Genomic DNA, 14688 nt, shown 5'->3' on the forward strand with positions numbered 1-14688 from the left:
CCTGCCTCTCCTCAGCGTTTGTCGGCCGGCAGTCGCCCGGCTTTATTCACGTCATACCACCAGTTATCCAGACCTGTGCTGTAGGCAGGTTTAACCGCAGGATGGGAAAATTTGTCCCAAAAGGCAAGTCGCTGCTCGGCGTTGTACCACATAGGGATCATATACGCATTCCACAGTAAAATACGGTCCAGCGCCCGGCCCAAAGGCAGCAAGGCGTCCGCATCGTCCTGATGGGCGATGATCTGTTTCACAACGCTATCGACAACGGGGTCCTTGACCCTGGCCGTGTTCCAGGAGGACTGAATATAGTCTGATTGCCAGTTGGCCTGCAGACTGCGTGAGGGGGTTGGCATCGCATGATAAATATTACTGACCATATCATAGTCACCGCTGCGCAGGCGGCGCAGGTACTGCGAGCTGTCAATCTGGCGTAGCGTTAACGTGATGCCCAGCCGCGCCAGATTATGTTGATAAGGAAGCGCCCATTCACTGTTTGCGCCTGCGGGCAGCAGCAGCTCTGCGCTAAAGGGCTGCCCGGTTTTATCATTAATCAGGCGCTGATTCCTGATGTGCCAGCCCGCCTGATTCAGCAGGGACATTGCCTTGAGCAGGTTGGTGCGATCGTAGCCGCTGCCGTCAGTTTGTGGCGGCACATAGGTTTCCCTGAAGACTTCAGGCGGTAACTGTGCTGCGAACGGCGTCAGAATGCGCAGCTGCGCGGCATCGGGCAGGCCCCGTGCGGCATAGTGGGTATTCTGAAAATAGCTGCCTGTGCGCTTAAAAGCCTGATAGAAAAGCGTTTTATTCATCCATTCAAAATCGAAAGCCAGCGCCATCGCCTGCCGGACCCGACGATCGCTAAACAGGGCTTTTTCATTATTCAGCGCCAGCCAGCGCGTATCAATTGAGGCGGTATTCGGTGTGGTTTCTTTCACGATCTGTCGATCGTCGAAATGACGCCCCAGATACTGCGTGGCCCATTTCTTTGCCGACGTCTCTTCCCGCAGATCAAAGGCCCCGGCTTTGAATGCCTCAAATGCCACGTTGTCGTCCAGGTAATAGTCGTAACGCATTACATCAAAATTGAACCGGCCACGGTTAACCGGCAAATCTGCCGCCCAGTAATCGTTCACGCGACTGAATTCAATAAACTGGCCCAGCTTCCACTTACTGATGCGATAAGGCCCACTCGACAAGGGGGGCTGGCTGAGCGGCTCGTTAAATTTTCTCGTCTGCCAAAAGGTTTGGGAGATCACCGGTAGCGTCAGCAATCCCAGCATCAGGTCTTTATCCGGGGCCGGTAACCTAATACGCACGGTCTGGCGGTTGAGGGCGGTGACCGTGACGCCGCGATAAAATATCCGAAACTGCGGAACCCCTTCAGTCATAAACTTTTGGAAGGTAAAGGCCACATCCTCCGCCGTAATGGGTGAACCATCCTGGAACCGGGCGCGGGGATTAAGGGTAACGTCCATCCAGCTGAAATCCGCGGGATGACGAGCAGATTCCGCAATGAGGGGGTAATAACTGCTGGTTTCATCGTCCGACGTCGTGAATAAGCTGTCATACAGGGGCCCGGTACCGGCACCGTGATTGCCACGTGAGGCATAGCGGTTGAAATTGTCGTAAGTGCCAATGACGGACAAGACGATCTTGCCGCCCTTGGGCGCGGCAGGATTCACATAGTCGTAGTGACTGAAGTCTTGCGCATACTTTGGCGTCCCAACCTGAGCAAACGCGTAGCTGGTCTGAACCGGGGAAGCGTGCAGCGGAAGGGTAAGCAAGCTACACAGCAGCAGAAGGGCGAAGCGGAGCTGCATAAGGGATGTTCTCTCCTGTGAGTGTCTTGCACCGCAGCGATAATCTACGGCAATTAAAGCATGGGTTACCTGTTTTGACGCTGAAAATAGTCTTTGATCTGCTCCGGGCGTAACGGACGGCTATAAAAATAGCCCTGTAAATAGGTGACGCCGCGGTCGATCAACCAACTGGCCTGTTCGTCGGTTTCAACGCCCTCGGCCACGCTCATCAGATTGAGCCGTTTAGCCAGTTGTAACACCGTATCCAGCACCGGCGAAGTGATCGTTTCCGTTCCGATACTTTGCACAAATCCACGATCGATTTTCAGGTAATCAAAATGGTACTTCTCAAGATAGATTAATGCACTGTGCCCGGTCCCAAAATCATCAACCGCGATTTTAATGCCTCGCTGTTGTAGCCAGTGAAACAGTTCGGCCGCATTCGCGTTCTCGACGACTGCGCGCTCGGTAATTTCAAAAACATACAGAAAATGATCGTGAGGCATATTGTCCTGCCAGTACAGGACATCGTCACGAAAACTGCAGGCGCTGAGATGCAGAGGGGAAATATTTACGCTGATGCAGGTTCCTTTGGGCAGGCTATCACGGAGTTGATGTGCATCGCGGGCGACCAGTTCAAACAGGTGTCGGGTCAGGGGGACGATTTGGCGTTGTGCTTCAGCATAGCTGATAAAAATATCGGGTGGGACCGTTTCACCCGAAGGATGCGTCCAGCGTAGCAGTGCCTCCATACCATAAGATTTGCCATCCAGGGCCGAAACTAAAGGCTGATACTCGACATGAAATTCCCCTCGTCGGATACCCAGGGTGATCTCTTTGCCAGGCCGCTGAAAGCGGGTCAGCAAAAACCAAAAGGCACAGCTGGCGATTAATGAAATCAGCAGGCTGCTCAGCATGATGGTCTGATAGTCACTTGCTGACAGCGTTGAACCGTAGAGAGCAAACTGGAAAGGAAGGCCTTCCAGGGGCGTTTGCATTAGCGGCGGCGGGAGTTGACGATTTCGTACCAGCGTTGGCTGCCAACTGGTCATGGCAGTTTTATGGGCGAGTAAGGCAATCCCGGTGATTTCGGGGTAAGAAGACGCTTTTAGCTGATACGTTGCCAGGCTCAGATTCAATGTCGTAAAAATGCCGGACTGAAGGGTGCCGGGCTGCTTAATCCAGATGGCCAGCACCGGCTTTGTCGGCTGCATCGGCGTACCCGGCAACAACCGAATGTCCCTGTCACGTGTGCTATCCGTTCGGGCTGAGAGCGCGCTGAGCGGCTGAAAAAAGCTTCCGGTTGCGGAAGAGCAAAACGCGTTGCCGTCTTTAACTAAAATAATGGCGCGTATGTCGCCGGCAAACGCGGCTCGCGCGGTTAACTCATGATTACCGATATAGCATTCTGACTGAACGAACGGAAGCAGGGGGGAAAGCGTGTCCGAAATAAGCGTCTGGACGCTACGTTGAAAGTCGTTACTACTGTCGATGAGCAACTGTTTATGTTGGCTTTCCCGACGATGTTGGGTTTCGATGAGCAAAACAGAGGTTAACAACAAAAAAAACAGACTGCCAATAATCGCGCTATTCCACGCGATTTGACGAGGATAAGTTGCCTGGCGTATCAGCGCCCGCGACAATGGCATGAAGTGCTTCCCCTGATCAAAATATAAAACTTACTGGTGCGCAATCGCCCGAATATTTGCGTCTGAGAATATAACGAGTCTGTTAATAATGTCTCGTTATTATTTTGATAAACAAGTATTTTTAGGGGGATTCGAGGGATTAAAAAAAAACGCTGCCTGGGCAGCGTTCTGTTTTTCTCTGGCTGAGAGGACATTCGGGAGCTGCATTAGCTCGGGTTGCGACTTAAGACCCGCCGCGCTTCGCGATAACGTTTTTTCCAGTAATCTTCATTAAGGCTGGAGATCATGACACCGCTGCTGGTCGAAGCATGAACAAAGTTGTCATTGCCGAGGTAGATACCGACATGACGGCCCGTTGAGCCAGCACGGAAGAGAACTAAGTCACCCGGTCGCAGTCTGCTGCGAGAAATCTCTTTTCCCGTTCCCTGCTGTTCGGACGTTGAGCGAGGAAGATCCAGACCAAACTGTTCGCGGAACGTACGCTGAACGAAAGCGGAACAATCAATACCACGCTTGGTATCACCGCCAAGACGGTAACGAACACCTTTCCAGCTCGCGTATTGATCCATGATGCGCGTCTTAACATCAACGTTGCGCACCATCTCTTCGAACTCATCCTGAGACGCTTGAAGTAAAAAACCATTCTGGTTGTTAACTTCATGATTCTCGTTTTTAACGGTGTTATGGGTACTGCTACAAGCTGAGAGGAGAGTTGCCAGCGCCAGAGCGGGCGCAATCCGCCAGATATATCTCAGTATTGGTTGAGACTTGACCATTATTCGGGTTTTCCTTCGAAGTCCTTACGACAAGATTGTCGCCAGCCAGATGACAAAACGGAATGAGATTAATAAGCCAGTCAGAACAAGACAATGCTTTAATTATAAAAATGTGTAAATCACCACATTTTATCTATTAAAGAATGCTTAATACCGCGTCTTCTTTTCTCACTGCGACCGAGATTAACCGATTCCAGAGGCCGTGGCGAGCGCTTTTAATCAAATTCTGATAGGTTTTTTTGATACTTATCAAACTTAAATAACTTGTTCACTTTATCAACAGTTATTCAAGGTGATAACAGGATGAAAGGGGTGATCTGGCGCTAATTCCAGGCTTAGTGCGGGCTGGGAGAAGGTCTGCAGAGTAACTGTCGTCGAAGGCTAAAGAGAAGTCCTGCATTATCATCGGGTTCGGATGTTTTTTTTGGTTAGCTTGCTAATTATTTCCATGGGTTTTTTATAAGTGAGGGCGGGTTATAATTTAATCATTATTCCGCCCTCGCTAATTAATTACTATTAGGGTTTATTTTTACCCGGTAATTTGTGATAAAACCAATTAACCAGATAATCACTTGCCGGCGTTAATAGCCACCAGCTTAATCCCACTAACGCCACGGAAAGCGATCCGACTGCAATATCGCTAAACCAGTGCGCGCCTGCCATGACGCGTGGCAGCGAGAACAGCCCCACAATGACAACACCCACTAAAAACGTACGGAAGCCGAAATAACGCCACATGAATGCCGCAAAGATAATGAGCATCATGCCATGATCGCCCGGAAAACTGTCGCTTGACGCATCTTTGGCTGGGATACCCGTTAACTCACTGACGCGGTGAACGTTCTCAAAGAACAGCGTCGGGCTGGCGTGTTTTTCCGGGATCAAATGGCCCGCCTGGTTCAAAACGACCGCTGTCAGCAACATCGTAATACCAATGGCAAACATACGACGGCGGCCCGCAGGCGTTTCCCGCCGCCACAGCCACAGATAGAGTAACCCCATCGCCAGCAACGACACGGCGTCAAAACCGCGAAAGTTAGTGATGGCGACCAGCAGGGCAAAGCCTGGGTGATCCACCATTTCATTATTAAACGCGAAGAAAATCCCTTTATCGATATCAAACCAAAACCCGTGATGGGGCGGTAAATACCATGAAAAAAACAGCACCAGTCCCAGTGCGTTAAGCAACAGGATGGTGACAAGGCGTGTTGCGTGCATAATTCTGCCCTAGTAAAAAATAACCGCCGACCTTAATCCTGTCAGCTTAAACGAAACCTCAACAAAGCAGATTGTAAACTATTCCAGTCGGCAGATGAGGAATGAATCATCTCAATGCGACTGTCAGGTGGGGTTGCGGCGAGAATTTCAACATGCACGTCTTCTCCCTGACGGTTAATGCTGACGCATCCTTCGGGGATGCGCAGCACGCCTTTAACCCGATCGACGGGGGCAAACCGCGCCCATTCCAGCAAAGGAAGGCTATCAAACACCGTTTCGTGGTCAAAAATCCAGCCGCAGGCGACATAACCCTGACCCTCATTCACCGCCCGACGCCATGACGCGCGCCCGTCGAGTCGCAAGGCTGCGATACCGCTGCCCGGGGCCGCAGCGTGATGATGGTGGACCGGATGCGGAAGGGCGCGCGGTTTCCCGCGCGGACTGTCAAGTAACGCCAGGGGAATCTGACCGAACTCGGCAGTAACAAATTCACGATCGTCCTGATGGGCGGCAAGCCACGCCTGGAGACGCTGCCGATCGGCCTCGCGCCAGCAGTCGCGTTTATTGCCGACAATAATGTCGGCCGCGGCCAGCTGATCGCGAAAGTTTTCATTTTCCGTTACACGCACGTCGGCGAGCTGGCGTGCGTCCAGCAGGGTTAGCGTGGCCTGCAGTTCGATCCAGGGTTGATAAACAGACGACGTCAGCATCTGTAGCAGCTGGCGTGGATGGCCCAGGCCCGTGGGCTCAATCAGCAGGCGGTCGGGCTTGTTTTGTTGAAGCAGCCTGTTTAGCCCGACCTGCATGGGCAGCCCATTAACGCAACACATGCAGCCGCCGGGGATCTCCTTTAACGTCGCGCCACGGTTGGCCAGTAACGCGCCATCAATACCAATCTCACCGAATTCATTGACCAGCACAGCCCAGTTTTCAGTCTGGGGCTTGTGCGCCAGCAGATGAAGCAGCGTGGTGGTTTTTCCGCTGCCTAAAAATCCGGTGAGAAGGTTAACGCGTGTCATGCCAGTGACTCCTGTAGAGAAAGAGGGCGGTGTTATAATATAACACTACCTGTCAACCCGGCGTACAGCGCGCGTTATCAGTCGGCACGTCCCATATAGCGACGCTCGGCAACATGGATGCGAATGCGATCGCCGTTGCTGAGGTACTCGGGAACCTGAATGATCAAACCGGTAGACATTCCCGCCGGCTTAGTGCGGGCACTGGCCGATGCGCCTTTGATACCGGGTGAAGTATCCACAATATCCATGTCCACCGTTTGTGGCAGCTCAAGCGCCAGCACCTGGCCATCCATCGTGAGTACCTGAATGCCGGGAATGCCACCTTCCGGGATGAACAGCAGCTCTTCTTCTATTTGCGCTTTTTTAAAGGAATAGGGCGTGTAATCTTCGTCGTCCATAAAGACGTATTCATCACCATCAATATAGGAGAAGGTAACGCTGCGGCGGCTCAGGGAGATGGCCTCAATGATCTCGTCGCCCTTAAAGCGTTCTTCCACCTTCATACCGGTGCGAACATCGGTAAAACGCATTTTATAAAGCGTTGCCGCACCGCGCGCGCTGGGGCTCTGGACATCAATATCCTTTACCAGCAGCAGTTTTCCATTGTGGGTAACGGCCATTCCTTTTTTGATTTCATTCGCCTTTGGCATTGCTGTTCTCACTTGCAGAGTAATAGTGCGCGCAACGTTACTCGCGCGGTCGTGAACAGGCAAGATAGCGCGAAAAATTTTGTGGTCGCGGATCAGTGGCAGTGCAGGCGGGCGTTTATCTTCAGGCAGGATGAAGTGACTCAAGCCTCTCGCTCTCTGGGCATCGCGCTTCTTGCGAAAGCACGTTAGCCGTGGCAGGAAAAAATTTTTACGCGGCAAGGGATTTCGACGCTTTAAGCGTTCTGCTATCGTCCACCTTTGACACTATACAGAGAAATTCAAGATGGAATGCCGTTCAGGCTGTGGTGCATGTTGTATTGCACCCAGCATTTCTTCACCCATACCTGGTATGCCCGACGGGAAGCCAGCTGGCCATAAGTGTGTTCAGCTCGATGAAAACATGCGGTGCAAAATTTTCGGTCATCCTGACCGTCCTCGCGTCTGTGGCTCGCTACAGCCGAGTACTGCGATGTGTGGCGATAATCGCGAGCAGGCAATATTCTGGCTTGGTGATTTGGAGAGAGCGACAACGCCAGGAATTTCAGTTGTGCAAAACGATGAGCAGTGAGCTTAATGCTTCGCTGTAACGCACAAGCGATAGCGCTGATTTAACGATGTGTTGAATTACCGTTAATGTATAAAGCAATACCTTTTCTGTATACCTGAGTCAGTGATCTTAAAAAAACCAACCTGGTCAGAACATCCTGAGATTTCCTGTTAAACGGGATGTACCTTCGTTTGATTCTGAGTCGTTAGATCTGGCCAATCTTCAGATTTGATTCTATAACGCCCTGAAGCCGCGGCGTTCTGTTTATAGGTGGTTCATGGAAAGAATGAATGGAGACACTTACGCGTATGGACAATTTTTTATCAAGAGTCTGATTTGGTTGGGAATTTTTGTGGCCCTTTCAGAGGCAGTATCGATTATTGTCTCATTGATATTCACTGATTTTATCCATGGAAATCCACACAGAAGTAAAAGTAATGCTGTTTCTATGATGGAAATTTTTCCATTAATAATGGGTTTTATAGCGATAATTGGCGTCTTTATTGTATTTTCACTCTCACAGGCTATTCAGGTAATTATGCTGCGAAAACTGTATCCAGCATTTGGTCGCCGTTCCTGTTTATTCGTCGCCCTTGCGACGCCGTTGGTTACGATTGTGACCTGGTATAGCTATGATTACCTGACGCCCACCGATTTTAGTTTTGTCGGAGCGGATTGGGTGCCGCCCTATCAGCATGGTATAAGTTTCACGAGATATTTCTTAACACTCGCATACCAGTGTATGGTAACGGCATTTAGCATGCTCTATTTTGATTATGAGGTCAGGGAACGCTCAAAAAAATCAGTGTTGCTGGGGACTCTTCTCATAACGATTATTGCTGGCGCTTTGTGGGGATATCACGATGCAACGGTACAATATCATTTTATAGATAATCCTGCAGATTCTCCTTCTATAACCGATTCTTAAGTTCATCACTTTTGAACTGTGCTCTTGCGCATTACCCTCCATCTTTGCCATAGCGTTTGTCAGGTACGCTTTAATCGTCCTTGTTTTAAGCTCCACCATTCAGAGTTTAAATAGCGAGAAACGGAGCGTTCACTTCATTGCGTCCAGCCGACTTCAGCGTACGCCCGGACGGTAAACGGCAAGACTCAACGCCAGATTCGCCGTCCAGAGTCGGTAACGTTTTGTTTTTCAAAGTAAATCTGACGAACCAGAGAAAGACCCGTCAGATGATGGCTATCGGTCTCACCTGATTAGCACCGTAATTTTGCCTGGCTAGGGCGATAACTCTTCAAGCGATTTCCCTTTGGTTTCAATGGCGAAGAGCAGGGTAATCATTCCGCCGATTAGGGCAATCACGGCGAACGCAATGAAAACAAACCGGATCCCAAATCCCGATACAATGAAACCCACCATCAGCGGCCCAACAGACGACCCGGCGCGCAGCCAGGCGCTGGAAAAGGCAGTACCTGTCGCGCGAAGTCTGGTCGGATACAGTTCGGCAGAATAGAGATAAAGTGAAAAGGCAATTGTTTGCAAAATAGCATAGGCCATGCTGCCCAATATCAGTATCTGCCATGGCGTATTGGCACCCAGTACACACAGCACGATGAGCGGAATAATGGCCAGCATAAATGCCCAAGTGTACCAGCGCTTACGGCCTACTTGATCGATCCTAAAGGCACAAATGACAGAGGCAATAACACCACAGGTAGAGGTAATCCATCCATAGGCCAGGCTGGTTTCTAGTGGCAGATGAAACAAGGTTCTGTACATAGTGGGAAACCAGGTAATCATGCCGTTGTTAACGGTATAAACCGTGAGCCACAATCCCCACAGCATAAACGTGCGGGATTTGTAGATACCTGAAAACAGCGCCTTTACGCCGCTGGACGAGGCGGGCATCACCGGTACGGGTTTTATTACGGGGTCGGGTAATGACATACCACGACGCAGGGCTTCTGCTTCAAACGACTGAACGACTTTTTCAGCCTGTTGATGGCGGCCTTTAGAGACTAACCAGCGCGGAGACTCTGGCATAAACCAACGCAAAGGCGCCGCCAGAGCTGAAGGGATCAGGCCAATGAGAAACATGATTTTCCAGCCATAAATGGGCACCAGAAAGAATCCGATAAGGCCAGCACACATCATGCCGACTGGAAAGATCACTTCATAAAGTAGAAAAAACCGCCCCCGCTTCTTTGCACCGACAAATTCGTTGATATAGGCACTGGCAACGGGAACCTCAGCACCAATGCCCAGTCCCTGCAAAAAACGAATGATCAGAATTGACCAGCCGTTCCAGGCGAACAGGCAGGCGGCATCCATAATCACAAACATCACGATGGTGATACGTAAAACACCAATCCTGCCAATTTTTTCTGCCAGCGTACCAAAAAAGAGCGCTCCCACCAGTTGCCCAATATAGCTGGCTGCAATGATCAGACCGACGAACGTCGGCGTAAGCCCCCATTCCTGCGTCAGTTGTGGCAGGGCAAACGCGATGGCAATAATGGTATAGGCATCAAAAAAAGTGGACAGCCCTACCACAACACGAATCGCCATTAACCGGCGTGTGATGGGCAATCGCTCAAGCCGTGCCAGTAATACTGATGCGTCGGCGGGATGAGCGTGGGAAGCGATAACCTGAGTTGACATAGTTACACCCTGTTGCGTGATGGATATGGGGCAAACATGCAAGACGACGCGCGTTCCTGAGCCATGCATTTGCAGCCCACTCACTGACGGTAGTTGCATAAAACCTGTGCAAAATGGATAGTGTGAAAACGTTAATGCAATCGTTTTCACATGAGTTATCGTTGGTTTAATATCCCGCTGCGTCAATTAAGCGGCTTGATTAATTGTTAACGTGTTCACATTCCGCTCTCAGGCAATCGAAAAAGCGTGAAACAGGTCATACTCTCTTCAATAGCCTTTACGGGGACGCTCAGGCTGGGGAGAACAATGAGAGCCTAAGCGTTGAAAATCGTATTCTTCAGGCGTGACGACAAAGAGAAATGCGGACCCCACGCAGTGCATGTTAAGGGCGTATCCCGTTGTTATAGCGCCTGTTGTATAGTATTGCCGTCTGCAGAGGGATCTTTGCCACCCACATTAATCCTCGGAGTGATATATGGATCAGGAAAGCCAGGAAAAGGAACAGTCGGATAAAAGGCTGATAACGATGCGTGATGTTGCTAATGCCGCGGGCGTAAGCATTTCCACCGTATCGCGAATTCTGGATGAGAGGCTTCCGCAGTCAAAAAGCGCGTCAGCTGAAAAGGTTCGCCAGGTTGCTCGTGAACTTGGCTATCGGCGTGATTATGTTGCCTCCAGCCTGCGCAGGGGCGATACCGGCACGCTTGGCGTTCTGGTTCCGCGTATGACGGATGCGGTGACGGCGATGCTGTTTGAGGCTATCGCGACAGCAGCTTCACGACGCGGCTATTTTGCCATCGTGGCAACCTGTGGTGACGATGCGCAACAGGAAAAAGCGTCCGCAGAATCCCTACTGGACAGACGCGTTGACGGCCTGATTCTTTCAACCTGTCGTCTGGGCGATCCGCTTCCCCAGACCCTGCGGGAGCGCGAGATACCGCACGTGCTGGTATTGCGTACGGATGGCGTAAGTCCCTCTTCCGTTGGCGATGACGAAATGGGCGGCTACCTTGCAGCGCGTCATCTGATCGATTTAGGCCATAAAAAAATCGGGATGATTGGTGGACCGGATTTTGCGTCCAATGCGTTGAATCGTCGAAAAGGTTTTGAACGGGCAATGAGTGAAGCCGGTTTGCCTGTTCGGCCAGAATGGTGCCGTTCGTCTGACTTTAATATCAAGTCAGGCGAAGATGTGGGGTCGTCAATGTTGAACCATCCCTCGCGGCCTACCGCAATTTTTGCCGTCAATGATGAGATTGCGATTGGGGTCATGGCTGCGGCGCATCGTGCAGGCATGACCATCGGTAAAGACCTGTCACTGGTCGGATACAACGATATCCCCCTGGTCAGCCGCTTGCCTGTCGCATTGACCTCAGTGCGAACACCGCTGGAACATATTGCCGGGAATGCTGTAGATATGCTTATCCATGGCAGGCATGAACCCCATTTATCGACCATTATTCCTACGTTAATTCCGCGAAAATCCACGTCTTCTCCTCATCAGTAATCGTTCCTTTAATGACCGCATTGCGAATGTAATGTGGTCATTAAGCCGCTGGGATCCCGATCGCAAACTCTCTTCGTCTCCCAAAGCGTTTTGTGATAACTGCCTCATTTATCAATCGCCGCTGGTTGACGCGACGAAATTAGATTGCCAATTTATCTTATGTGAAAACGATTGCAGTAACGTTTTCATATTGTGTTCACTTTGACTGAACCTGTGACTAAAAGTATTTCACATCAAGGAGTTAATCATGATTAATATCGACCTCAGAGGTTTAACCCCTGCGCCTGTCACCCCATTCACGCGCGAAGGGCAAGTGGATTTTGACGCGATTCAACGTCTGGGCAGTTGGCTGGGAAGTATCGACGGCGTAAAGGGGCTGGTGGTCCTGGGGCATGCTGGCGAGGGCACCTTTCTGACGCAGGATGAACAGGCCGACGTGATTCGGGCATTTGTAAAATCGGTCGAAGGCAAAATCCCCGTTATTGCCGGTATTACCGGTGAAGGCACCGAAGTCGCGGCGCGTGAGGCAAAACGCGCTGTCGAGGCCGGTGCGGCTGCCGGTTTGCTCTATCCCTCACACGGCTGGTTGCGTTTTGGATACCAGGACGGCGCACCTCAGGATCGCTACCGCGTCGTGTATGAAGAGAGTGGTTTACCGCTTATTTTATTCCAGTACCCGGATGTGACCAAAGCCACCTACAACCTGAAAACGCTGCTGGATATTTCCGCGCAACCCGGCGTGTTTGCGATGAAAAATGGCGTGCGTAATATGCGGCGGTGGGATACTGAAATTCCCGTCATCCGCCGTGAACGTCCCGATCTACAGATTCTGACCTGCCACGATGAATATCTGCTGCATACCATTTTTGATGTTGATGGTTTCCTGGTGGGCTACGGCAATATTGCCCCTGAGCCGCTGATTGAAATGATTAACGCAGGTAAAGCGCAGGACTATAAGAAAGCACGTGCTTTACATGATCGACTGATGCCTGTGACTAAAGCGGTTTACCATCGTGGCTCACATATGGAAGGCACTGTCGCACTCAAACATGCGCTGGTTGCGCGTGGCATTCTGGAACATGCCACTGTCCGTTCACCGCTGTTACCGCTGGGTGACGGAGCGGCCGAAGAGATTCATGCCGCAATGCGTTCTGCTGAGCTGGGCCGGGTGAAATAAAACGGGCGAGTCTGGCAGGCAGGGCGCCTTCATGTGGGAACTGCCTGTCGTCGCGGCCTAAGGCTATTCAACGTATCTCTGGGATAACCCGGTTTTCTGACCGGCAGCCAGCCAGAGAAAAAAGGCATCAGCGCGAAAAGAATTTACACCCTCAGTGCACCTGATACGCAGAAAACGGTTATTTAGCCGCGTGCCATTTCTCTGTAGGACATACCGACAAATAACCCGTTGCAACCTTGCGGAGTGAAAGGAAGCCTGTACCGGCCTTGAGTGTGGGCTGGAACGGTGTAAACCGCAGTCAGAAGGAATGGGATCATGCTACTACTACAGTTTATGACCGTGCTTTTTTTTCTGTTTTTGGGAATGCGTATTGGCGGTATCGGTGTGGGGTTTGCAGGTGGGGCGGGTGTAATCATGTTGTGCGCGCTGGGTGCCACGCCTGGCGATCTGCCCATGCTGGTAATGGTATTTATTATGGTGGTGATCGTCGCCATATCGGCCATGCAACAGGCAGGCGGCATTGATTATCTGGTGCAACTGACAGAACGTGCCTTACGTCGCTATCCGCGGTTGTTGGTGATTACGGCACCGCTCTCAACCTGGTTACTGACCATGATGGCCAGTACCGGGCAGGTCTCTTTTGCCTGTATGCCCGTGATTGTGGCTGTGGCCAGAGATAATCACCTTCGTCCAACCCGCGCATTAGCGCTTTCCGTTGCCGCATCCTTACTGGGCATTGTGGCCTCGCCCATTTCTGCCGCCGTGATTTTTCTCTCTGGGATTCTGGAACAGGGACCGCATGGTTGGGGCTATATTGAACTGATTGCCGTGACCATCCCCGCCACCTTCATGGCACTTTTCTGTTCCGCCTTGTTTTACCTGTGGTGGGATCGCTTACGTCACACAGACCAGCTTGCGCATCAGGATGATGCGGTAAACACCATTCAGCATTCGCATTCCGCTCTCCACGGCAGACGTTCAGTACTGATTTTTATTGTCGGCCTGGTGACAGTGCTGATTTATGCCATTATCAGCAGCCCTAAAATGGAGATCATGACTCGCCCCGTTCTCAATAGCGGACAGGCACGGATTGCCGTAATGCTAACGGTGGCGATGGCTATCGTCATGTTCTGTCGGGTGAATGTGCATACAATTCCGGGATCGTCGGTGTTTAAAACCGGAATGACGTCTTGTATATGCATACTGGGTGTGGCCTGGCTGGGTTCCACATTTATGGAGAGCAATCGTCTGTGGTTGCAGGATAGGGTGGCGAGCTATTTTCTGGATTCCACATGGTTACTGGCGTTGATTATCGTGCTGGCATCATGTTTTCTCTATTCTCAGGCGGCATCGACCAAAATTTTATTTCCGATGGCCTTAAGTATGGGCATTGCGCCCGCCACGCTTGTTATCTGTTTTCCCGCTACCGCGTCCCTGTTTATCTTACCGAACTATCCCACATTGCTGGCCGCCGTTGCGCTGGATGATACGGGATCCACCCGCCTTGGCCGACGGATAATCGATCACCCGTTTATCCTGCCTGGCCTGCTGGCTACCGGTCTGTCGATGCTTTTTGCAGCAGGTTTAGCAAGGCTGTTCTAACCTTAAGGACATCATGAGCGTAAAAGGCTAAGCCCCTTTGCCGCCATGCTGTGAAGCCCGTGCTGGTGGATTATCACTGTCTGCCAACGTGCCTCTTAGAGGTTAACGTTACCCTGTTTGC

The 14688-nt window shown here is 51.2% G+C and carries 12 protein-coding genes; 5 read left to right on the forward strand and 7 right to left on the reverse strand.

All coding sequences use genetic code 11. From position 1 onward, the window contains the following. Window positions 1-11 precede the first annotated feature (11 nt). The 6 genes from AAIE03_RS04300 to yeiP form a co-directional block, all read right to left on the reverse strand. A complete protein-coding gene (locus tag AAIE03_RS04300; protein ID WP_498562815.1) occupies window positions 12-1820 on the reverse strand; it encodes an extracellular solute-binding protein in 1809 nt (602 codons plus the stop codon). Between the two features lie 65 nt (window positions 1821-1885). Then, complete coding sequence (locus tag AAIE03_RS04305) at window positions 1886-3448, reverse strand: cyclic di-GMP phosphodiesterase (RefSeq protein ID WP_210475990.1); 1563 nt, start codon at window positions 3446-3448, stop codon at window positions 1886-1888. A 206-nt stretch (window positions 3449-3654) separates the two neighbouring features. Next, window positions 3655-4224, reverse strand: a complete 570-nt coding sequence (gene mepS / locus AAIE03_RS04310; protein WP_013026447.1) for a bifunctional murein DD-endopeptidase/murein LD-carboxypeptidase — start codon at window positions 4222-4224, stop codon at window positions 3655-3657. Between the two features lie 516 nt (window positions 4225-4740). Next, on the reverse strand, window positions 4741-5442 hold the full coding sequence (locus AAIE03_RS04315) for a phosphatase PAP2 family protein (RefSeq protein ID WP_015699897.1): 702 nt from the start codon (window positions 5440-5442) through the stop codon (window positions 4741-4743). 41 nt (window positions 5443-5483) lie between these two features. Further along, window positions 5484-6461: a CobW family GTP-binding protein gene (locus AAIE03_RS04320; protein ID WP_089517180.1), complete on the reverse strand. Its 978-nt coding sequence runs from the start codon at window positions 6459-6461 to the stop codon at window positions 5484-5486. A gap of 77 nt (window positions 6462-6538) precedes the next feature. Then, window positions 6539-7111: an elongation factor P-like protein YeiP gene (gene yeiP, locus AAIE03_RS04325; protein WP_014594125.1), complete on the reverse strand. Its 573-nt coding sequence runs from the start codon at window positions 7109-7111 to the stop codon at window positions 6539-6541. Between the two features lie 283 nt (window positions 7112-7394). Between yeiP and AAIE03_RS04330 the strand changes: the two genes are divergently transcribed. Both AAIE03_RS04330 and AAIE03_RS04335 read left to right on the forward strand, forming a co-directional pair. Further along, window positions 7395-7679 carry a YkgJ family cysteine cluster protein gene (locus AAIE03_RS04330; protein ID WP_014594124.1) on the forward strand — a complete coding sequence of 95 codons (285 nt, stop codon included), beginning with the start codon at window positions 7395-7397 and terminating at the stop codon, window positions 7677-7679. Between the two features lie 256 nt (window positions 7680-7935). Then, complete coding sequence (locus tag AAIE03_RS04335) at window positions 7936-8586, forward strand: hypothetical protein (RefSeq protein WP_128391945.1); 651 nt, start codon at window positions 7936-7938, stop codon at window positions 8584-8586. A gap of 312 nt (window positions 8587-8898) precedes the next feature. On the opposite strand, the gene AAIE03_RS04340 is transcribed toward AAIE03_RS04335, so the two are convergent. Then, a complete protein-coding gene (locus AAIE03_RS04340) occupies window positions 8899-10281 on the reverse strand; it encodes an MFS transporter (RefSeq protein WP_498562816.1) in 1383 nt (460 codons plus the stop codon). 475 nt (window positions 10282-10756) lie between these two features. On the opposite strand from AAIE03_RS04340, the gene AAIE03_RS04345 reads away from it, so the two are divergent. From AAIE03_RS04345 to AAIE03_RS04355, 3 genes are all read left to right on the forward strand, one after another. After that, a complete protein-coding gene (locus AAIE03_RS04345) occupies window positions 10757-11788 on the forward strand; it encodes a LacI family DNA-binding transcriptional regulator (protein WP_498562817.1) in 1032 nt (343 codons plus the stop codon). A 247-nt stretch (window positions 11789-12035) separates the two neighbouring features. Beyond that, complete coding sequence (locus AAIE03_RS04350; protein WP_013026440.1) at window positions 12036-12965, forward strand: dihydrodipicolinate synthase family protein; 930 nt, start codon at window positions 12036-12038, stop codon at window positions 12963-12965. A gap of 315 nt (window positions 12966-13280) precedes the next feature. Next, the gene (locus AAIE03_RS04355) at window positions 13281-14567 is read left to right on the forward strand and encodes an anaerobic C4-dicarboxylate transporter family protein (RefSeq protein ID WP_498562818.1); all 1287 of its coding nucleotides are present in this window, start codon (window positions 13281-13283) and stop codon (window positions 14565-14567) included. The last annotated feature ends 121 nt before the right edge of the window (window positions 14568-14688 follow it).

Source organism: Pantoea sp. Ae19-2 (assembly GCF_059801205.1).